The organism is Simiduia aestuariiviva (assembly GCF_014192475.1).
Lineage (GTDB): Bacteria > Pseudomonadota > Gammaproteobacteria > Pseudomonadales > Cellvibrionaceae > Simiduia > Simiduia aestuariiviva.
In genome coordinates, this window is the sequence record NZ_JACHXZ010000001.1 from 693,914 (window position 1) to 714,830 (window position 20,917).

A 20,917-nucleotide genomic window follows, 5' to 3' on the forward strand; every position below is an offset into this window, starting at 1 on the left:
GCAGGACAGCCGCTTTGCACGCCAAAGGCGCCCCAAAGGGGTGAGGGCCAAGGACGGCCCGAATGAAATCCCCCGCCCCACCAATACAAAACCCCAGTCCTTTTCGGGACTGGGGTTTTTTATTGGCTGGAAGAAGGGGGTATGGAGAACCCCCTTGGGTTGACGTGCAGGGATGCACGTCAACGATTACATAGCTCTCTTTGCGTCATAAGTGCTTGATATTCATTCATATCGATTCTCCTGTATGTTGTAGTTGAAAAAGTCCCAAATTGGGACTAGGGTTGGCTCTATGAGAATCATTGCCTTATCGACACTGAAAGCTTTCTGGGAAGAGCACCCAGAGTACATGGGTGCTAAAGAGCCTACGCTTGCTTGGTATCGACATGCCCTAGCGGCTGACTGGAGCGAACCAGCAGATATTAAGCAGGACTTCAGAAATGCCAGCATCCTCAAAGGTGGGCGTGCGGTTTTCAATATTGCGGACAACAAGTACCGACTAGTCGTGTGGACCAACTACGCCTATCGCGTGGTGTACATCCGGTTCATCGGCATCCATGCGCAATACGAAAAAATTGACATACAAACTATTTAATTGCCCCAAAGGTAGAAACAAGAGGAATTACAATGGACATCAAACCGATTAAAACTGATGCCGACTACCGAGCGGCATTAAAAGAAATTGAAAGCCTGATGATGGCAGGCCCTGACACTCCAGAAGGTGAAAAACTGGATGTAATGGTCACGCTTATCGAAGCTTATGAGGCCAAGCATTTCCCTATGGATCTGCCTGATCCTGTTGAAGCCATCAAGTTTGAGATGGAACGTAAAGGTTTAACAGTGAAAGACCTCGAGCCCATGATTGGTAAAAGCAACCGAGTCTATGAGATTCTCAATTACAAACGCTCGCTCACGCTAAAAATGATCTGGAGGCTGCATGAGGGCTTGGGTATTCCGGCTGAGTCTCTGATCAAACCACCGCAAGCACATGCTTAAACAAGAGGGTTTCCAGTGTATTGCCGAGAAGACGAACAGGGATGTTCTAATTTCGCGGTTGCATGGATGCATGGTTGCAAAGGAGCGGTGACTCTCGGTTCGCAGAGCTTGAGCAGGAGAAAATGCAACTTCTAGCTATTAGAGGTCAACTCCAGCAACCTTCACCGAATACATCAGACTCACCCCTATATTCGCCAGACCAAAAGATTGTCATATTCAGAGGATTATTTCGGGGTCGAACCGATATTTTGCTAAGCGCTGGCAAAACAAACAAGGTCGCAGTGGTTGCTCTGTTTCCTGCAATAACAAGTGGGTAGGTAATCCCCCTTTGGGTTGACGTGCAAGTTAAGTTGATTCGAGCGATCCAGCCATTTAGTGTGGTGGGATTCAGCAACTTCATTAAACACATGTATATTGTCGCGAATAGTTCTCGAACTGCAGATACCTTATGAGCCAGTACACATTTCCAGTTACCCCACAGTTGAATGCTATCTCCGAATTTCTATCTGAGGCGCACGCGCGTATTCAGCAGAATTTCACAACCATCAACCCAGTGGTGGGGATTAACCAGCAAATGCGGGCGAGTGGCATACCTGCCGACGTGATCACTATTGACTGCCTGACGTCAAACAGACGCATCTTAATCATTTTGCACGATTCAACGCCCGATGTTGCGCGCTACCAATTCGGTAAACGCGACCGAGACCCCGAAAAAGCCTACCGAGAGATTGCACTCAATGCGCTTACCGCCGATCAGCTGTATCAATGGATGGGGGAATACTTTTCGGAGTGAATCTTAGCGACCGGGAAGACAAACCGTCTAATCCCTTCTAAATATTCCATAGGGCTAGCTAAGGCTATTCATCCCCAAGTCCAAAGGCCAGTTTTACGCTGCGCAACATGTTAGTGATCGCAGACTTATTGAACACAACGCCAGCTAGTGTCACCGCGCTGTTTCTGTGTTGGGAATATCTGTCGTGGGTTCTTGAAGAGTGCTGTTGGCTGGTTGATGCTGCGGGTGTCCTGTTAGTGCCCCAAATGAGCGGTGGTGAGCATTAACAGGAAGCAGGGTGCTGCTAGCAAAAACCCAGTCAAGCGGCGCGTCATTGGCTTCTCCATCCAGTGGAAAGGGAACCCACAGCATCGCGCAAGTGGAATTTTGGGAGAATGGCGCGTCGCTGTGCCCTATAGACTCAAGATCACCTTGCCCACCGAATTGCCGCTGCGCAAACAATCGATGGCATCGTGGGCGCAATCGAAGTGAAAGGTGTGGCCCACGTGTGGCGCGGGCAACGCCAAGGCTTCGCAACCGTTGAGCAGGTTTTCAAACAGCGCCTGCTCCTGCCAAAGCCAGATCAAATTAAATGCCAGCACCGATGTATTGTTGGAAATCATTTCCATGACGTCGTAGCGTGGGCGGCGCATATAACGCCACGCCAAGGTCAGCCAATTGGGGCGATTGCCCGGCGTAAATTCCGCAGCGCCAAAAACCACCAGCCGACCCATGGGTGCCAGTTGTTTGAAAGACGCCTTTTGCACGTCGCCACCTATCCCATCTAAGACGGCGTGCAATGGGCGATCCTGCAAATGTTGCGCGAGTTGTTTCGCAAAATCGGGTTCGCGCACCATCACATTTTCATAGCCAAGGTGTTTTAGAAAATCACGCTTGGACTCGCTGCGCACTGTACCTATGGGCTCAGCGCCCAGCGCCCGAACCATCGCCATGGCTTGTAGCCCCACTCCGCCGGCCGCGCTATGAATCAGAACGCGCTGCCCTGGCTGCACCGCAGCCAAATGGTGCAGCGCGTAATAGGCCGTTAAACTTTGAACGGGAAACGCAGCACTTTGCTCGAAACTCCAATCTGTTGACAGCGCGCGGCAATGGGCCGGATCGACATCCACACAACTGGCGTAACCGCCAAAGCGAATACACCCGTAAACCCGATCACCTACTTGCAGTGCCGATGCAACGGCGTCGCCCTTTGCCACCACTACCCCAGCGAACTCCAGCCCGGGAATAAAACTGCCCTTTGGGGTTGCTGAATAAAGCCCGGTAAGGGCAAAGATATCTGCGAAGTTAAGACCGACCGCCCGCACCTCAACACGGATCTTGTCGTCCGCCAGCTCAGTTAAAGGCTCGCTAACAAGCTGTAGGTGACTAATGGCCCCCGCTTTTTTAGTGCGCCAAACTTGGCGTTCACTCGATGCCTTTTTAGTCGTGCTCGGAGTGTTCTGTATGTCCATAACCAGCAATTCCTAAACCCTGTCATGCAGATTTACTGCTAGGCGGGCCTGTTAAAGTGAGATCAACCCATGCCTATTGGTAGGGATTAGGCCAGAAGTTTTACAACAATAGCAATTGTAAGGCCCGTTCTTGACCTTCTCAGTATTCGAAAAGCTGGAATTCAACGTTTTAACCCCAACGTCTTATGATGGGTGTCCAGTTAGCAATGTCCTATGGTGGGTGTCCCGTTAAGGGGGTGCTGTGGCAATGTCCTATGGTGGGTGTCCCGTTAAGGGGGGGCTGTGATGGGTGTCCCGTTAGGGAGTTAGCGAAATGCGAGTTGAACTAAGCTTTTAGATGGATTCTGAGTAAGGGAACACTTACTTTTTGAGTGCCGCTGTTGAGGGCAACTAATCTAACGGTGCGTGGTAAAAGTGGAGCCACACGCCAGACAAAGATGCTCGCGCCAAGGCGCATAAATCATTACCAGCATGGTCTGGTACATCCGTATTAAATCGGGTATGTTTTGACTTCTCACGGAAGCGGATATAAACGGTTTAAGGATTAAGCGTGCCTCCTGCACTAAGTAATAACTCCTTTTGTAATGTAATCTCGGTCAGTTGCGTATTGTGTACGCAGTGGTGCGGTGGGTGTCCCGCTAGTGATTGAAGAGCAAACCAAGGCAGCCGATAATCGTTGGAATCGCATAGTTGAACTCCATATTGTTCCGCATCCAAAGCTAAAACACCCCGAAACGATTAAAGCCGAATATGTCATGAATAGCGGTTTATTGAATCTTAGCGTTCGAGCGGCGCTTGCCGGGTATGTATTAAGGAAATGGAACGTAGACTGCTCAAAAGAGCACACGCTTGCGGGGTCGGAATACCACCTCTGGTTGAAGAACACTCCCACCCTATACGGGGTCGATAACTTGAGTCTCGCACCGGGCTATAAGCCTGATGACTGAGGCAAGCAGACCAATGACAGACCCAGCGGCAAATAAAAGCGTTATCAACAAACATTTTGAACAGATTTTTAATTTTTACTACACACCAACCACCGTTTTTATAACGGTAAGCGGTAAGAGGAAAAACAGAACATGAACAATGCAGAACAGCAGTTTTTAAAGGCGCTTGATGTAAAGCTTTGGGCCTCAGCCGATCGGCTGCGTAACAACCTAGATGCTGCCAACTATAAGCATGTTGTACTGGGTCTTATCTTCCTAAAATATGTATCAGACGCATTTGAAGAGCGCCAGGAAGAGCTTAGACATCTTTTTACGCAAGATGACAGCGACGACAACATCTACTACATGCCTCGCGAAGATTACGAGTCTGACGAAGAGTATAACGAGGCAGTCAACACGGAGCTTGAATTACACGAATACTACCAAGAAAAAAATGTGTTCTGGGTACCCAAGCAAGCGCGTTGGGAGTTTTTAAAAAGCTCTGCTGCACTTCCAATTGGCACCGAAATAGAATTAGAAAGCGGCGATAAATTCAAACTCACCTCTATCTCGAAGCTGATAGACAACGCCCTAGAATCCATCGAAACCTACAAGATTGATGACAAGCTCGCCAACCCGAAGCTAAAAGGTGTTTTACCGAGGGTTGGACGCTATGAAGTATCAAATGAAAATTTAACAGCATTGATTAATGAGTTTTCCAAGACCCAGTTTCATAATCCGGTGCATAACGGTGAGAAGCTAGACCTTCATAGCAAAGATATTCTTGGTCATGTGTACGAGTACTTCCTTGGGCAGTTCGCATTAGCAGAAGGCAAGCAAGGCGGCCAATACTACACCCCAAAGAGCATCGTTACGCTCATTGTTGAAATGCTAGAGCCCTATCAAGGCCGCGTGTATGACCCCGCCATGGGAGCCGGTGGATTTTTTGTCAGCAACGATAAATTTATCGAAGCCCATGCCGCCGAAAAGCACTATAACGCTGCCGAACAACGAAAGCATATTTCTGTATATGGCCAGGAGAGTAACCCAACAACCTGGAAGCTAGCTGCGATGAACATGGCCATTCGTGGCATTGACTTTAATTTTGGTAAAAAGAATGCGGATACCTTCTTAGATGATCAGCATCCAGACCTCCGTGCTGACTATGTGATGGCCAATCCACCTTTCAATATCAAAGACTGGTGGCATGCCAAGCTTGAAGGTGATATTCGCTGGAAATACGGTACACCACCTGCTGGCAACGCCAACTACGGCTGGATCCAGCATATGCTGCATCACCTTAACGATAACGGCTCGATGGGCTTATTGTTGGCAAATGGCTCCATGAGTTCGAATACCAACAATGAGGGTGAAATCAGAAAATCTCTAATTTTAGGTAATACAGAAAATAACGTCCCCGGTGATCTTATTGAATGTATGGTGGCTTTACCCGGACAGCTATTTACCAACACACAAATTCCAGCTTGCATTTGGTTCTTAACTAAAAACAAAAAAGGCGGCAATGGCAAACGCGACCGTCGCGGCGAAACCTTATTTATCGATGCTAGAAAATTAGGCTTCATGAAAGATCGTGTACTGCGTGACTTTGAACCAAAAGACATTAGGAAAATCGCCGACACATTCCACGCCTGGAAAAAAGGTGACTCTTCTGAGAAACAGTACGAAGATATTAAGGGCTTCTGTTATTCCGCATCTTTGGATGACCTTAAAAAACACGACTTTGTATTAACACCTGGTCGATATGTAGGCGCGGCTGATGCAGAAGAAGATAGCGAACCCTTCCCAGAAAAAATGCAGCGCTTGACAGTGCAGCTTAAGTCCCAATTTGAAGAATCCGATCGATTAGAAAAAGCGATTAAGGACAATTTAGCGGGGATTGGTTATGAGTTCTAATCTCGTTAAGCTGGGAGAGATTTGCAGAATTGGCTCTAGCAAAAGAATAAAGAGGGCTGATTACGTTCAAGAAGGAATTCCTTTTTTTCGCTCCAAAGAAATTATTGAACTGTCAAAAGGTAACTCGATTTCCACAGAATTGTTTATTTCCAAGGAGCAATATAATCAAATCAATGAGAAGTTTGGGAGCCCGGATGTTGGAGATATACTCATAACTTCTGTAGGTACTCTTGGTGTAGCTTATCAGGTGGAACAAACTCAATTACCCTTTTACTTTAAAGATGGGAATCTGACTTGGCTTAGCCAGTTTAGCAAAGGCGTCAACCCGCGATGGATATTTTATTGGCTCAACTCCCCTGAAGGTCAACGAAAAATTGATGAAATATCAATTGGTTCAACCCAAAAAGCTATAACTATCGTTGCGTTGAAATCTATTGAAGTTCAACTTCCTAACAAGGATGAACAAGATAGAACCGTCAAAATCTTAGATTCAGTTACTGGAAAGATAAGCACTAACGCTAAAACCAATCAAACCCTAGAACAAATCGCCCAAGCATTGTTTAAAAGCTGGATTGTCGATTTTGATCCGGTCAAAGCAAAAATTTCGGTTCTAGAGGCTGGCGGAACAACTGAAGAAGCAGAGCTTGCCGCAATGAGCATGATTGCAGCCAAAAGCTCCGAACAATTAGCTGAGTTAAAGCAATCAAAGCCTGATACTTATGAACAACTAGCCCAAACCGCTGCGCTCTTTCCATCTGCCATGCAGGAGTCTGAGCTTGGGGAAATTCCGGAGGGTTGGAGTGTCAGCACTATTGGAGAAGAGGTTCATATTAGTGGAGGAGGCACTCCTTCAACTAAAAATAAGGATTTCTGGGAGAACGGCTCAATTCACTGGACTACGCCAAAAGATCTATCCAACTTGCGAGATAAAGTGCTGGCAGATACAGAACGTAAAATAACTGAAGCAGGCTTGGAAAAAATAAGCTCAGGATTGCTCCCGGTCAATACAGTTTTAATGTCATCGAGAGCTCCGGTTGGGTACTTAGCTCTGGCAAAAGTACCTGTAGCAATTAACCAAGGGTACATTGCCATGCGATGTGAAAAGCTGCTATCGCCTGAGTTCACTCTACAGTGGGCGGTATCAAATATGGATGAAATAAAACAGCGTGCTAGTGGAACCACATTTGCCGAGATAAGCAAAAAGAACTTTAGGCCAATTTCAGTGGTAGTACCGACCGAAGGCATCATAAAAAAATACAGCGACCAAGCTCAATCTCTCTATGAGAAAATTTATGCTGCAGTCGAAGAAACCAGAGCTTTATCAAGTATACGAGATACCCTTCTCCCTCAGCTATTGTCTGGCAATAAATCATTAAAAGAGCACATAGCATGATCGATCCAGAATTTCGATTGCGAAGTGTAACAAGTGCCATTGTGGGAATGGGTGATGCTGTGCACCTTATTGAACAGAAAGAAAGAGTTGAACAAGCAATTGTTTCTGGTGATGCTCCGCTAGCGTTGGACACGTCCAAATCTCTATTAGAAAGTGTTTTTAAAACGATTCTAATAGACCGAGTTGTTGATCCAAATATCGACCAGGACATGAATCCTCTTTTTCGTAGTGTGAAGGATTCTTTAGTACTCAACCGAAATGCTGATGCAGATGCCATATTCAAACGTATAGGCAGTAGCTTAGTGCATCAAGTTTCAGAACTTCGGAACCGTTATGGCGCAGCTTCACATGGTGATGATGGATTTTACGAAAATCCAATAGAAATACCGGAAGTAGAAATGGTTGCGAAGATGGTAGATGCGCTTTCTGGGTTGTTAATTTTTAAACACAAGGCTGACAAAGACCCCGCTATCGCCGCACGTATTTTTTATAACGACTACCCAGAGTTTAATGATTTTGTTGACGGACAATGGGATGGGTATGAACTTCCTCTCGGAGAAAACCAGACGCTAAATATGCCAGCAAGCAAGATACTATTTAGTACCGACGAACAAGCATATAGAGAGATGTTACTGCAATATTTGTCAACGGAAGAGGAAGAGCAAGAGGACGACAACTTATGAACGAAGAACAATTAGAAAACCTCTGCTTAGACTGGTTCCGGGAAGGCGGCTGGGATGTACTGCATGGGCCCGACATTGCTCCCGATGGCGCAACACCGATGCGCTCGGATTATGCGCAAGTAGTGCTGGATGGACATTTACTTGATGCATTTAAGCGAATCAACAAACATATCCCTGCAGACCAAATTGACAGCTGCTATGAGCAGTTGAAAGCGATTGCCCTTAAGCCCGAAAGCCTGGATTTGATCACTAATAATAGAGCCTTTCATCGGTTGTTGCTTGAAGGCGTACCCGTTGAATTCAAACAAGACGATGGTGAGCCAGTCTCAGATCACGCGTTTTTAATCGACTTTGAAAATCTCGCAAACAACCAGTTTGCGGTCGTCAACCAATACACGATATCGGGCACGAAGCAGCCGCGCCGACCGGATGTAATCTGCTTCATCAACGGCTTGCCCATTGCCGTTCTGGAATTGAAAAGCCCAAGCGATGAAAACGCTGATATTTGGGATGCGTTCAATCAATTACAGACCTATAAAGATGAGGTCTCCGACCTTTTCATTTTCAACGAGGCACTGGTCGTCAGTGATGGCTACACAGCCAGAGTTGGTTCGTTAACCGCCAACCAAGAACGCTTTATGCCATGGCGCACCATTAAGCATGAAGATGACAAGCCCTTACTTGAATGGCAGCTGGAAACCATGGTGCGCGGTTTCTTTGATCGAGTGCTGCTGCTTGATTACATTCGCTTTTTCGTACTATTTGAAACGGATGGCGAAGCAATTATCAAAAAAATTGCGGGCTATCATCAATTCCACGCAGTAAGAGAAGCAGTAAAGGCAACCGTTATCGCGGCCCAAAACATTCAAGGTGTTGGTCTCTCTATTGAAGAACAGCGGGCGAGCTATGGTGACGAAGTTGTCCCCGGTAGCAAAAAAGCAGGTGTTGTCTGGCATACCCAGGGCAGCGGTAAAAGTATTTCGATGTGCTGCTATGCAGGCAAGTTACTTCAGCAGCAAGCAATGAACAATCCAACCCTCATTGTGGTGACCGACAGGAATGACTTAGACGGGCAGCTGTACGCCACTTTCTGCAATGCGGTAGAGCTGCTCAAGCAAAACCCGGTACAAGCGGGTGACCGTGACGCGCTTAGGCAATTATTAGCGGAGCGAGAGTCAGGCGGCATTATATTCACTACCGTTCAGAAGTTTGCACTGCTAGATGATGAAAACTACCACCCCATTCTTAATGATCGACATAATATTGTGGTGATTTCAGATGAGGCGCACCGAAGCCAATATGGCTTGAAGGCCCAGTTAAACAAAGATACGGGTCAGTATAAATTTGGTTACGCCAAACATATGCGTGATGCCTTACCTTTTGCTTCGTTTATCGGCTTTACCGGTACACCTATATCCCAGGAGGATAAAGATACCCGCGCGGTCTTTGGTGGCTATGTTTCTATCTACGACATTCAAGATGCTGTCGACGATGGCGCGACGGTACCCATTTACTATGAGTCTAGACTTGCCAAGCTCGACTTGAACCACGATGAAATTGCCGCTTTGTCTGATCAGGTCGATGAGGTTGTGGAAGATGAAGAGGATGTCACCTCGCGTGAAAAAACCAAGGGCGAATGGAGTCGACTTGAAAAACTTGTGGGTGCAACCCCTCGTTTAAGCCAGGTAGCCGCCGACCTAATTGATCATTTTGAGTCGCGCAATGCATCCATGGATGGTAAAGCCATGATCGTAGCGATGAGCCGAGATATTTGTGCGCATCTATACAACGAAATTGTTGCACTACGGCCTGAGTGGCATTCAGACGATCCAGAAAAAGGCGCCATCAAAATTGTGATGACAGGTGGCGCTTCTGATAAGCCGTTATTACAGCCTCACATATACAACAAGAAAACGAAAAAACGTTTAGAGAAACGCTTTAAAGATGTGAACGACCCGCTAAAACTCGTTATCGTGCGCGACATGTGGCTTACCGGTTTTGATGCACCTTGCTGCCATACCATGTATGTGGACAAGCCTATGAAGGGCCATAACCTCATGCAGGCAATTGCCCGAGTTAATCGGGTGTTTAAGAACAAGCCTGGCGGCTTGGTGGTTGATTACATCGGCATTGCCAATGAACTTAAACAGGCCTTGAAAACTTATACAGACTCCAAAGGTAAAGGCGAACCCACACTTAATGCTGAAGAAGCCTTTGCGATTTTTCTTGAAAAACTCGATGCCATTCGAGGCATGTTTGCCAAGACACCCAAAGCAGATGGTCTAGACATATCAGGCTTCGAATCAGAAGCGCATAAGATACTGGTACCCGCTGCCAACTATGTGCTCGGGTTGGAAGATGGTAAAAAACGCTTTCTTGATCTTGTCTTAGCCACAAGCAAGGCATACTCGCTTTGTAGCACATTGGATGAAGCGAAAGATCTGCGCAAAGAAATTGCTTTCTACTCGGCAATTAAAGCGGCCATCAGCAAGTTCACCAGTGTGGATAAAAAACGAACTCAAGAAGAGAAAAACTCCGCACTAAAGCAAATTTTAGACAATGCAGTCATTGCAGAAGGTGTTGCGGATGTATTCGCCTTGTGTGGTTTGGAAAAGCCAAATATCGGCTTGCTGTCGGATGAATTTCTCGAAGATGTTCGCCAGATGCCAGAGAAAAACTTGGCGGTTGAATTATTAGAGAAACTGCTCAAAGACGACATCAAAGCCAAAACAAGAAACAACGTCGTTCAAGAAAAGAAGTATGCAGACAGACTGCAGGAGACACTTCGAAAATATAACAACCGGGCTATTGAAACGGCACAGGTCATTGAAGAGCTCATTCAAATGGCCAAAGATTTTCAAGAGGAAATGGAGCGTGAAGCAAACCTCGGGCTAAATCCAGATGAGATCGCTTTCTACGATGCGCTAGCAAATAACGAAAGCGCAGTGCGCGAATTGGGTGATGAAATACTCAAGAAAATTGCGGTCGAGATAACCGAAAAGCTAAGACGATCGACGACTGTAGACTGGCAAGTTAGAGACAGCGTCAGAGCCAAATTAAAGATACTCGTTCGCCGCACGTTACAGCGATGGAAGTACCCGCCTGACAAGGCTGCCGAAGCGGTAGAGCTTGTATTAAAGCAAGCTGAAACCCTGTCCAATTCCTGGACAAAATAATAACAAAGTGACTTTAAGGTGTGATTGAAAACAGGCGTATCCAGAAATGATTAATGAAGCTAAATATGACATGAGAGGTTTTGTTTTAAACCAACTCTCCAGTAAGAAGATTAGTCTAGATGATTCGAGGGTTGAACAAATCATTGAGCAGGTCAATGCTGCTGTATCGGATGCATCTCAATACACCGACTGGGAAGTGAAGAGCAACATTCATGCAGAGTTGAAAATACGCTTACGTTCGATTCTGGATAAGCATCAACTGCCTATTATCGATGAAGTATTTGATGAGGTTCTCTCCAGGGCAAAAAGCACCGCTGGCAGCCCTAGGTCATTTTGGTTTGTGGGTGCATCCTACGGCGAAGAGAGTGAAGATCAAACAGAACGTTTTCTCAACGATGGCGTTTGGCAAAATGGCTATGAAGATAAATATCTCGATGTAGTCCGCAGTATGCAGCCGGGTGACAAGATTGCCATTAAATCGTCATATACACGAAAGCGAGAGCTCCCTTTTGATAATAAAGGCCAGACTGTTTCAGTAATGGGGATCAAAGCTATTGGCGTGATCACCCGTAATCATGGTGATGGCCGGTTTGTCGACGTTGAATGGCAACCACGCTTTGAGTCTGTTAATGAGTGGTATTTCTATACCAATCGCAGCACGATTTGGCGCGTTTCTCCCGATGATTGGATGACAGAGGGCCTTATTGACTTCACTTTCAACAATAAGCTGCAGGATATAGACCGTTTTCGCAATGCACCCTATTGGAAGGAGCGCTTCGGTGATACCCCTGTCGATAAACAGCGTTTTAAATGGACCCAATTTTACGAGGAATTTGCCGACAAGCTATTAGCTTACAAGGATGATCGAGCTTCTTTAATGGCAGCCATCCACGATTTACCGAACAAAATTGAAAGCATTTCTGTCCTTCAAGATCAGCCAAAGGAAGGCTCAAAGGAATTGCTAAGTGATATTTGCCCATTTACCGTCTTCGGCCTGTTTAACCGAGGCATAACTGATGCTAACCGAATAGCCATCGCAAGCGAGCTTGCTGCTTTTTTGAAAGTTGAAACGCCAGTTCCTAATTCCTTTGAAGGTATCCCTGTTGTTAATAATCAGCACTCTTGGTTTTTTGGATACAAATACCGACGGGGTGAACACGACATTGATACATTATGGAACCTTTTTGAGGCCGCCATAGAACACGCTAATAACTCAGAAACTGATACCGCAGAGGCACTTTACGACGCTTATGAAACTGCGACTAAATGCTGGGGAACCGGCTGGAACCTTTCAATGGGCCTCTATTGGATTCGACCATGGAAGTATCTGACACTTGATGGCCAATCACAGACATACATCACTAAAAAGTTGGGTTTAGAAATAGGCAAGAATGGCGAAAAAGGCCGCTGTAGCTCAAAAGATTACTTCGGACTGATTGATGATCTAGAAACACGATTTCAAGAGGACGCCTACCCCGTACACTCTTTTCCAGAACTGTCGCTGTCGGCCTGGCTGTTTAAAGACACAGACACATCCGCGCACCCGAATGCTACTGACCTTGACGATAAGGAGCTATCGGCAGAAGAAAACGAAGTTGCTGTTCAGACTGCGCCTATTGAACCCTATACAATTGATGACATCGTTGCTGATGGTTGTTTTCTTGAAAGAGAAAGTATCGCAAAGATAATTACTCAGCTTAGGCATAAGAAAAACCTAGTTCTCCAAGGACCTCCGGGCACTGGTAAGACATGGCTCGCAAAGAAACTTGCATATGCGTTAATGGGCCAAAAGGACGAAAACTCTTTACGTGCTGTTCAGTTTCACCCCAATCTATCATATGAAGATTTTGTGCGTGGTTGGAGACCATCAGGCGAAGGCAAGCTAACTCTCGTGGATGGCCCATTTCTGGAAATGATTAATGAAGCCAAAAAAGATGCGAGTATCAAACACGTAGTCGTTATCGAAGAAATTAACCGAGGAAACCCTGCTCAGATTTTTGGCGAAATGCTAACATTATTAGAGGCTGACAAGCGCACACCAAGCGAAGCTTTGGAGCTTAGTTATCGTCGAGCTGAAGGCGAAAGAATCCATATTCCCGCCAACCTTTATGTTATTGGCACTATGAATATTGCCGACCGATCATTAGCACTTGTTGACCTTGCTCTACGTCGCCGATTCGCATTTTTTGATCTTAAGCCAACGCTCGGTGAAGTATGGCGCAATTGGGTTCATAGTAAGGCTGGTATTGATAACGATTTTTTGCACTTAATTGAACAGCGCATAGTTTCACTAAATAACGAGATTTCAAAAGATCGTAACTTGGGTCCTCAGTTTAAAATCGGCCACAGTTATGTAACACCACCGTTAAATACAAAGATTGAAGATGCTGCAGCATGGTTTCAAGGTGTCGTAGAAACTGAAATTGGGCCGCTTCTTGAAGAATACTGGTTTGACGATATAGAACGCGCTATCAAATCCAAAAACGCTTTGGTTGAAGGCATCTAATGTTTGCCGTTATTGAAGCACAAAGCCAAACCACTTCGTCGAGACGATTAGGAAAGATTCCTGTTCGTAACCTGTGGTTGTTGATGCTCTATGCTTCAGATCTTTATCGCCACCTAGGCACTAATAAAGTCGACGTAGAAGACAACCCAGAAGACATAGCGGATTTGGTTGCCGAGATTCTCTGCCATCAAGTTGAAGAACGCATGATGCGAAATCTAAGCTATGGGTATGAATCGAAAGTTGCTGTAATCAGTCGAGTTCGTGGGCGCATAGATACCCTAACCACCGAGCGGCAAAGGCTTCTTGAAAAGGGAAAGGTATGCTGTCGCTTTGATGAGTTAACGGTAGATACTCCCCGTAATCGTTATGTTAGATCAGCATTAGAGCGTTTATCAAAGCTAAATATTAAAACATCTCTTTCGCATAAATGCCGAGCCTTAATGCTGAGTTTAGAACGTCTAGGCGTGAGCAAGGCAAAGCCAATAAATTACAGCGGAAAGTCGGAAAGATTTGGTCGCCATGATATTAGCGATCAGAAGATGGTTGCTGCAGCCGATTTGGCTTTTTCACTCGCTTTACCCACAGAGTTTGACGGTCAATTTCATCTAACAGCTCCTTACACTCAAAAAGAGTGGCTTAGAAAATTGTTTGAAAAAGCTGTAGCGGGTTTCTATGCCGTAGCACTAGATAAAAGAGAATGGCGAGTATTGGCTGGCAAACAGTTTGATTGGCAAATATCAGTTAAAAGTTCAGGGATCGACGAAATTCTTCCCAGCATGAAAACAGATATAATTATTGATAATCGTTCATCAGGCAGGCGATTGGTAATCGACACAAAATTCAATTCAGTGACCACCAAAGGTTGGCATAGGGAAGAGACTCTTCGCAGTGGTTATATCTACCAAATGTATACTTACCTTAGAAGCCAGGAAAACACTTCAGACCCCACATCACTTGAAAGCATTGGCATGTTACTTCACCCGACAGTAGATAAAGAGGTCGCTGAGATGGTAACAATTCAAGGTCACCCAATATGGTTTTGCACTGTTAATTTAGGTGAGTCAGCTATTTCAATCAGAGAGCGCCTACTTGCTCTTTTACAAAAGAGCTCTCAGGAGAAAAAATAATGCCTGATCTGGCGCTCAACTAACGGCACTAATAGCGAGGATTGTTTGAGCCTATATTGATTAATTATAAAATTCGATGAGTTGCGCAGCGGCCGTTAGTTGGGGGTAAATCAGGTTCCCGCAGGACGATGCCTTTTGACAAGAGCATGGGTGGGCTGTCTTTGGGTTACCTTTCTTCGCCCATCAAAGAAAGGTAACTCGTTCCGGTCGATACCGGCCAAAAAATTACCTCGTGCAGCGCTAGCCGCCCGCATTCCCCTTTTCGAGTGATAGAATAACTCCCAACCCTATTATCTACCTTTAGATGCGAGCCCATCTAACCCAACCCGTGAGGCCCCATGTCTACCAGCAACGTCACCTGCCCCAAGTGTAATGCCACCAATCGTATTCCCACGGATCGTCTGAAAGACGGGCCTAAGTGCGGCAAGTGTAAAGCGGCGTTGTTTATCGGTAAGCCGATCAATTTAAGTGCGGCGAATGTGGCGGCGGTGTTGAATCACAATGAAATTCCGGTGTTGGTGGATTGCTGGGCGGATTGGTGTGGGCCGTGTAAGCAATTTGCGCCCACCTTTGAGCAGGCCGCGCGTGATCTGGAGCCAAAGCTTCGCTTGGCTAAGCTGGATACTGAGCGCAATCAACAGATTGCGGGGCGCTGGCAGATTCGGTCAATTCCTACGTTGATATTATTTAAAAAGGGCAAAGAAGTGAGCCGGCTTGCGGGTGCGGTGCCCCTGCAGCAGTTGAAGAAGTGGTTGGCAGAGCAGGGCGTGTAGTCATGTTGTAGTATTCTGATTAGGCAGAAAGAGCAATTCCTCAGAACCTATTTATTAGAGATTCTATTTATTAAAGATACTATTTATTAGAGATTCTATTTATTGGTGATTCCATGAAAAATAATAATAGCGACGCGTTTCGATTTATCCCCTTCCGGGCGAGTGACATTATCGCTATGTGTTTACGCGACAATGCGCTGGCTGACAAATGCGCGGATTTTCAGCAGTTCTGTAAGCTGTTGGCTCATGTTTTCCATTATGAGTTTAAGGGTGAGCTAGATTCCCTAAAGGCTGCCTATGCCGGCTTAGACCCCGACGCAGATACACGCGTGGTATTCCCTGAAGACGAAGATTCTACCGACCAGTTTGTCGCCTTGTTAAAAGGCACCTTGGAAAAAGCTAATTACGAAGCGATCACTAAGGCAGAGCTCAATCAGGCAATGACGCAGTCTTCATTGTTTGATTTGCGGTTGCATGTGGACTTCGATGATTTCTCTGAGGTGTTGTTATTTTGTCGGGGGCAATCACAGCGGCAGGAAGTAGTGCCCCGCTGGTTTGGTCTGTCTTCAAAAACCGTAGAGTTTGTGAATTACGATCGGGTAGTACTCTATATTCGCTTCAAGCCATCTTATGTTGCAGAAAAAGGCGACTGGGCACAGGCGAAGGCGGGTGCGGCAATGTTGAAGCTATTTCAGAATGTGCCTAAGGCCGATTTGGAAATGCTATTCCCCAATACCCAGTTGCGCATGCGCACCCAGGATAAGTTGCTGATCGGTGTGCCCGCCGTGATCAGTGGTGGCATCGTGTTGAGTACCAAGGTGGGCGCCACCCTCTTACTATTGGCATCTATGTTCGGGTTTTGGTTTGGGTTGAGCCAACAACCGGTAGAGCTCAATGCTGCCAACCTCACCGTGCTGTTTGTGGGCCTAGGTGCCTTGGGTGCCTATCTCTGGAAGCAATTTTCCAATTTCAAAAACCGCAAACTGCGCTTTATGCAACAGCTCACGCAAAACCTCTATTTTAAGAATTTGGATAACAACGCCGGCGTTATTTTTCGGCTGCTAAATGATGCAGAGGAGGAAGAGTGTAAAGAAGCGATTTTGGCGTACTACTTTCTACTCGTCAGCCCAAAACCCCTGACCCGCCAAGAACTCGATAGCCGCATCGAGCTGTGGATGGCTGAAAAGTGGGATTGCACCATAGACTTTGAAATCGATGATGCACTGGATAAGTTGGTGCGGCTGGGGTTGGTTGAAATTCAAGACGACCAATACTCTGCACTACCACTCCAACCCGCCATGGCCGAATTAGATCGGCGCTGGGATGGTTATTTTTCGGTTTGATTTTTCGTGCCTAACCAGTAGAAATTGCTGTGTTTTTTATGCAGCAAACATAATCTTCATGATGTTTTTTTGAAATTGTTTTGGAAAAAACGATTTAGATGAGATTGCACTGACTCAACTAGATCCATCCTTTAGCTTTTAGATATTTGTCGGGAATCCTCAACTTAATTTCATGTTCAAGGTGCTTTGGAAGTTGTAATAGATTCGACTCCGTTAATTGGTCTTTAAAAATGCTAAAGCGAAATCCAGATTGCATTATTGATGCAAAAATGGTGCTTTTTTCCACATTAATATTGATTACGCAATAGTTGTAAAGAGACATTTCAATGATAATGTTCGTGAACGGAATGTCTGTGGAAGACTTAATCACAAAATCTTTCACGGCGTTTCCGAAGTGATTTTTTATATTGTCAATAACTAAATCTTCTATGTGATCACTTTGCATACCATACTCCATTAATTTCTTTCAGCCTTGTGTATCCGTGACTCGTTTGTAGATATTCCCATTCTTCAGGTAGGAGGCCACCATTTGTTCTTGGGTCGTGCGTAAATTCTAGGGCTTTTCCACTTGCAACGGCGTCGCCTAAGGCTGGCGAGTTTGGGGGCAGTGTAAAAATTATTTCCTTTGGTGTCGTGTTTAGGGCTGAGTGATGAGGGCAGAAGAATCGTAATCGCCGTTTTAGGGGGAGGCATATTGGGCGTGGTATTACGTAGACCCAAAATAAATATTTGAATCTACTTGGTTTCGAAATGTGCTACGGCAAATTGGATATTCCATACTCACCTTTATATTCAAAATCTATATCACACAGTAGATCGGAAAGTTCCGGAAAGCTGGTGTCAAGTTCTCTGATAGCCTGAACTCCGAGAATTAGTTTTTCCACGTCGTTTTTTTTATTTTTTTTGAGGATTTTCCCATTTTCGTCAAAATCACCTATTATAAACAAAAGCTGATTATGTATAGATTGCAGCAATTGGTAGTTTGGGTTTTTTAATAGTAGTGAGTCTATTTGTCGTTTTGCGTTTTCTATTTTATTAAAAGTACTCATATAAATTCCGGCTAAATTTTAGTGAATTTAGTTCCTTCGAACGTAAAATATTGAGTCGCCCCGCCTTTCGTTGAAATAACTTTGTTCGGTATTGACCAGTCGTCATCTATTTTTGCCGCAGTGGACTTTAAAACTTCAACATTTTGATTTGTTGTATACACGTTCACTTGTTTTTTAACAATTGTGTTGGTGCCGCGATCAAGTGCATATTCAGAAATTCCAAGATTTGTTGCTTTTGAGCCCGGTGGTGCATAGTACCCGCCTTGTGGGTTGCCTGGCGATTGATACTGATGAACGGTTGTATTTACATTTATATTGGATATTTCAACTGGCTTGTCAAAATCAATACCTGCCAAATGGCTTGATATCTTATGTTTTGGCATTCCCTGTTTCACATAAAAATCATATGCAACCTTTTTTCGAGCTTTTACTATAGTTGGAGATGTACCTTTCTTTGCAGCTAACTCTCTATCTGTAAGGGACTTAACTTTCTCACCCTTCGGCCTCTCCCCCTTCCGATCAACCGCCGGCATATCCGTCTTCAAATCATCAAAATTCTTCGCCACCGTCTGTGCTGCTTGTTTGGCGCGGGCTTTGGCGTGGGCGGCGAGTTTTTTGCTGGCTTTGGCGAAGTCTACCAGCAGTTCGCCCAATTTTTTAAATTTGGTGACGTGGCGGGCTTTACTGGCGATGGAGGCCACGGCGCCTATGCCACCGGTGAGTGCGGCGAGGATGGCGGTGAGGGCGATTTCGAATACCGCTGCGCCGCCGGCGTTGGTGAGTTCTACGGCGTGCTGGGCTTTGATGTAGTCCCACGAAAAGGTTTTTAGGCTCTGGCGCAGGGAGGCGTCGGACATGACGAGGTCCAAGGCGTCCATGGCTTGGGCCATGTGTTCATCGGTGATTTTACTGGGGTCGAAGCCGATGACTTCCACCACTTCGCGCCACTCTTCACGCCTGAGGGTGTCGGCGAAGACTTGGAGTTTGTCGCTGTCAGCGGCGGCGGCGGTGGTTAGGGCAGTGAATCGGTGCTGCAGGCGCACGGCGGGGTTGACCAGGTCGGAGACTTCTTTGGCCCAGCACAGTAGTCCCCAAGCGGCATCGCGCAGGCCGGTCATGGCGGCACCGGTGTAGATCAAGCCTTTGTTGATGGCGCTTTCCTGGTCGAGTAGCGCTTGGTGGCGAGCGGCTTCTTGGCGCTCGTCCAATAGGATGGCGCTGAGGGTTTGGCGAATTTCCATGCGCAGCTTGCTGCGCGGATCGTCCACTGGCTGCAAGCGGGTGTCGGGCTGAACCACTAGGTGGGCATTGCAGATGGCGGCGGCAATGCGATCGGCGGCGGTGTGGGCCTTGGTGGGCACTGGCTGGCGGCAGGTGGCGGTTCGGTTTACCGGGGTTTCACGTAGGTGCCGTGGACGATGATCACTGCCGCCGAAAAAGCAGCGTACGATGTCTGAGAGTTGTTCGCTCGACAGGCGCTCCACAAAGGCTTCTGCCTCTGGGTGGCTGCGGTACAGGTTTTTGCTTTTGCAGGGGCCTGTGCCCCAGCCGTGCACAATGCGAAATCGTCGACCTTGCGGGTCGGTAAGGCTCAGTGACATATCCTTGTCCTAATCGGAAAAGCGCAGAGCTGGGTATTCTCTTCGGTTTTATGGGTTTGCGCATGTTTTGACGGTTTTTTAGGCCGATTTCGGCCTTTGTGGCTGCGCATTTGGTGCAGGCGTACCACCGGCACGGCGCGCGCAGCGCACTTGTGATCGCGCTGGGGGTTGTGTTCGCGCGCAGTGCCTGCATTAAATCTCTACCAGAGCATTGATTGTTCGACCCTTTGCACACACGCGCACTGCGCCAGGAGTTAGTTGCATGTCTGAATCACCCGTATACACGCCCCCTAGCGTTTGGCATTGGGATAAGGCGAGTGGTGGCAAGTTCGCCAACATTAACCGGCCCATCGCCGGCGCCACCCACGAAAAGGATTTGCCCGTGGGCCAACACCCGCTGCAGCTCTACTCCATTGCCACGCCCAACGGGGTGAAGGTGACCATCCTGTTGGAGGAGTTGCTGGCACTGGGGCACACGGGCGCTGAGTATGATGCATGGCTGGTGAATATCAGTGAAGGTGAGCAGTTTTCATCGGGCTTTGTGGCGGCAAATCCCAATTCAAAAATTCCGGCGTTGATGGATCACAGTACCGCCACACCCACACGGGTGTTTGAGTCGGGCGCAATTTTGTTGTACTTGGCTGAAAAGTTTGATGCATTCCTACCGCACGATCACAGCATCCGCACTGAGGTGTTGAATTGGTTGTTTTGGCAGATGGGCGCGGCGCCGTTTTTGGGCGGTGGCTTTGGGCATTTTTACGCCTATGCACCGGAAAAATACGAGTACCCCATCGACCGCTATGCCATGGAAGTAAAGCGCCAATTGGATGTGCTGGATCAACATTTGGCCGAGCGCGAATTTTTGGCGGGCGACACTTACACCATCGCCGACATGGGCGTATACCCCTGGTACGGATTGATGGTGCAGGGCGGCTTGTACGACGCGGCAGAATTTTTATCGGTGCATGAATACACCCACGTGCAGCGCTGGGCGGATGCGATTAAGGCGCGTCCGGCGGTGCAGCGCGGGCGCTTGGTGAATAAAGCGTGGGGTGATGAGGCGCGTCAACTTAAGGAGCGCCACAGTGCGGCTGATATTGATGCGGTATTGCAAGCTTACTAACACCTGGTGAATTTGCCTTTATAGGGCAAGCGCCAGGCGGCGCCCGCGGGGTAAACCTGCGGGCGC

At 46.8% G+C, this 20,917-nt stretch carries 16 protein-coding genes; 13 read left to right on the forward strand and 3 right to left on the reverse strand.

Annotation, left to right across the window (positions count from 1 at the left end; translation table 11 throughout):
* Positions 1-289 precede the first annotated feature (289 nt).
* The 3 genes from FHS30_RS03215 to FHS30_RS03225 all read left to right on the forward strand — a co-directional run bounded on the left by FHS30_RS03215 (position 290) and on the right by FHS30_RS03225 (position 1,786).
* Positions 290-592, forward strand: a complete 303-nt coding sequence (locus FHS30_RS03215) for a type II toxin-antitoxin system HigB family toxin (RefSeq protein ID WP_183908241.1) — start codon at positions 290-292, stop codon at positions 590-592.
* A 32-nt stretch (positions 593-624) separates the two neighbouring features.
* Positions 625-993: a helix-turn-helix domain-containing protein gene (locus FHS30_RS03220; protein ID WP_183908243.1), complete on the forward strand. Its 369-nt coding sequence runs from the start codon at positions 625-627 to the stop codon at positions 991-993.
* Between the two features lie 448 nt (positions 994-1,441).
* Entirely contained in the window at positions 1,442-1,786 is a 345-nt protein-coding gene (locus FHS30_RS03225; protein WP_221197124.1) for a hypothetical protein, read from the forward strand.
* Positions 1,787-2,178: 392 nt separating this feature from the next.
* Here the strand turns inward: FHS30_RS03225 and FHS30_RS03230 are convergent, their stop codons facing one another.
* A complete protein-coding gene (locus tag FHS30_RS03230) occupies positions 2,179-3,237 on the reverse strand; it encodes a zinc-binding dehydrogenase (protein ID WP_183908245.1) in 1,059 nt (352 codons plus the stop codon).
* 641 nt (positions 3,238-3,878) lie between these two features.
* On the opposite strand from FHS30_RS03230, the gene FHS30_RS03235 reads away from it, so the two are divergent.
* The 9 genes from FHS30_RS03235 (at position 3,879) to FHS30_RS03275 (ending at position 17,078) form a co-directional block, all read left to right on the forward strand.
* The gene (locus tag FHS30_RS03235) at positions 3,879-4,184 is read left to right on the forward strand and encodes a BrxR family transcriptional regulator (protein ID WP_183908247.1); all 306 of its coding nucleotides are present in this window, start codon (positions 3,879-3,881) and stop codon (positions 4,182-4,184) included.
* A 132-nt stretch (positions 4,185-4,316) separates the two neighbouring features.
* Positions 4,317-6,077: a type I restriction-modification system subunit M gene (locus FHS30_RS03240; RefSeq protein ID WP_183908249.1), complete on the forward strand. Its 1,761-nt coding sequence runs from the start codon at positions 4,317-4,319 to the stop codon at positions 6,075-6,077.
* A complete protein-coding gene (locus FHS30_RS03245) occupies positions 6,067-7,470 on the forward strand; it encodes a restriction endonuclease subunit S (protein ID WP_183908251.1) in 1,404 nt (467 codons plus the stop codon). Before FHS30_RS03240 ends, FHS30_RS03245 begins: the two co-directional genes overlap by 11 nt.
* Positions 7,467-8,153 carry an abortive infection family protein gene (locus FHS30_RS03250; protein WP_183908253.1) on the forward strand — a complete coding sequence of 229 codons (687 nt, stop codon included), beginning with the start codon at positions 7,467-7,469 and terminating at the stop codon, positions 8,151-8,153. The genes FHS30_RS03245 and FHS30_RS03250 overlap by 4 nt, the downstream gene beginning before the upstream one ends.
* Positions 8,150-11,329 carry a type I restriction endonuclease subunit R gene (locus FHS30_RS03255; RefSeq protein ID WP_183908255.1) on the forward strand — a complete coding sequence of 1,060 codons (3,180 nt, stop codon included), beginning with the start codon at positions 8,150-8,152 and terminating at the stop codon, positions 11,327-11,329. Before FHS30_RS03250 ends, FHS30_RS03255 begins: the two co-directional genes overlap by 4 nt.
* Before the next feature lie 46 nt (positions 11,330-11,375).
* Positions 11,376-13,835 carry an McrB family protein gene (locus FHS30_RS03260; protein WP_183908257.1) on the forward strand — a complete coding sequence of 820 codons (2,460 nt, stop codon included), beginning with the start codon at positions 11,376-11,378 and terminating at the stop codon, positions 13,833-13,835.
* Complete coding sequence (mcrC, locus tag FHS30_RS03265; protein ID WP_183908259.1) at positions 13,835-14,962, forward strand: 5-methylcytosine-specific restriction endonuclease system specificity protein McrC; 1,128 nt, start codon at positions 13,835-13,837, stop codon at positions 14,960-14,962. The genes FHS30_RS03260 and mcrC overlap by 1 nt, the downstream gene beginning before the upstream one ends.
* Positions 14,963-15,300: 338 nt before the next feature.
* Positions 15,301-15,735 carry a thioredoxin TrxC gene (trxC, locus tag FHS30_RS03270; protein WP_183908260.1) on the forward strand — a complete coding sequence of 145 codons (435 nt, stop codon included), beginning with the start codon at positions 15,301-15,303 and terminating at the stop codon, positions 15,733-15,735.
* A gap of 113 nt (positions 15,736-15,848) precedes the next feature.
* Complete coding sequence (locus tag FHS30_RS03275) at positions 15,849-17,078, forward strand: TMEM143 family protein (RefSeq protein WP_183908262.1); 1,230 nt, start codon at positions 15,849-15,851, stop codon at positions 17,076-17,078.
* A 755-nt stretch (positions 17,079-17,833) separates the two neighbouring features.
* Here FHS30_RS03275 and FHS30_RS03280 read toward each other — a convergent pair.
* Positions 17,834-18,127, reverse strand: coding sequence for an immunity protein Tsi6 family protein (locus FHS30_RS03280; protein WP_183908264.1), 294 nt, complete (start codon positions 18,125-18,127; stop codon positions 17,834-17,836).
* Positions 18,128-18,138: 11 nt separating this feature from the next.
* A complete protein-coding gene (locus tag FHS30_RS03285) occupies positions 18,139-19,728 on the reverse strand; it encodes a polymorphic toxin type 46 domain-containing protein (RefSeq protein ID WP_183908266.1) in 1,590 nt (529 codons plus the stop codon).
* 262 nt (positions 19,729-19,990) lie between these two features.
* On the opposite strand from FHS30_RS03285, the gene yghU reads away from it, so the two are divergent.
* On the forward strand, positions 19,991-20,851 hold the full coding sequence (yghU, locus tag FHS30_RS03290; RefSeq protein WP_183908268.1) for a glutathione-dependent disulfide-bond oxidoreductase: 861 nt from the start codon (positions 19,991-19,993) through the stop codon (positions 20,849-20,851).
* Positions 20,852-20,917 lie beyond the last annotated feature (66 nt).

Excerpts from the sequence above, each read along its gene's own strand:
- FHS30_RS03215 (WP_183908241.1), top strand. The coding sequence starts at position 290 with ATGAGAATCATTGCCTTATCGACACTGAAAGCTTTCTGGGAAGAGCAC.
- FHS30_RS03220 (WP_183908243.1), top strand. The coding sequence starts at position 625 with ATGGACATCAAACCGATTAAAACTGATGCCGACTACCGAGCGGCATTA.
- FHS30_RS03225 (WP_221197124.1), top strand. The coding sequence starts at position 1,442 with ATGAGCCAGTACACATTTCCAGTTACCCCACAGTTGAATGCTATCTCC.
- FHS30_RS03230 (WP_183908245.1), bottom strand. The coding sequence starts at position 3,237 with ATGGACATACAGAACACTCCGAGCACGACTAAAAAGGCATCGAGTGAA.
- FHS30_RS03240 (WP_183908249.1), top strand. The coding sequence starts at position 4,317 with ATGAACAATGCAGAACAGCAGTTTTTAAAGGCGCTTGATGTAAAGCTT.
- FHS30_RS03245 (WP_183908251.1), top strand. The coding sequence starts at position 6,067 with ATGAGTTCTAATCTCGTTAAGCTGGGAGAGATTTGCAGAATTGGCTCT.
- FHS30_RS03250 (WP_183908253.1), top strand. The coding sequence starts at position 7,467 with ATGATCGATCCAGAATTTCGATTGCGAAGTGTAACAAGTGCCATTGTG.
- FHS30_RS03255 (WP_183908255.1), top strand. The coding sequence starts at position 8,150 with ATGAACGAAGAACAATTAGAAAACCTCTGCTTAGACTGGTTCCGGGAA.
- FHS30_RS03260 (WP_183908257.1), top strand. The coding sequence starts at position 11,376 with ATGATTAATGAAGCTAAATATGACATGAGAGGTTTTGTTTTAAACCAA.
- mcrC (WP_183908259.1), top strand. The coding sequence starts at position 13,835 with ATGTTTGCCGTTATTGAAGCACAAAGCCAAACCACTTCGTCGAGACGA.
- trxC (WP_183908260.1), top strand. The coding sequence starts at position 15,301 with ATGTCTACCAGCAACGTCACCTGCCCCAAGTGTAATGCCACCAATCGT.
- FHS30_RS03275 (WP_183908262.1), top strand. The coding sequence starts at position 15,849 with ATGAAAAATAATAATAGCGACGCGTTTCGATTTATCCCCTTCCGGGCG.
- FHS30_RS03280 (WP_183908264.1), bottom strand. The coding sequence starts at position 18,127 with ATGAGTACTTTTAATAAAATAGAAAACGCAAAACGACAAATAGACTCA.
- FHS30_RS03285 (WP_183908266.1), bottom strand. The coding sequence starts at position 19,728 with ATGTCACTGAGCCTTACCGACCCGCAAGGTCGACGATTTCGCATTGTG.
- yghU (WP_183908268.1), top strand. The coding sequence starts at position 19,991 with ATGTCTGAATCACCCGTATACACGCCCCCTAGCGTTTGGCATTGGGAT.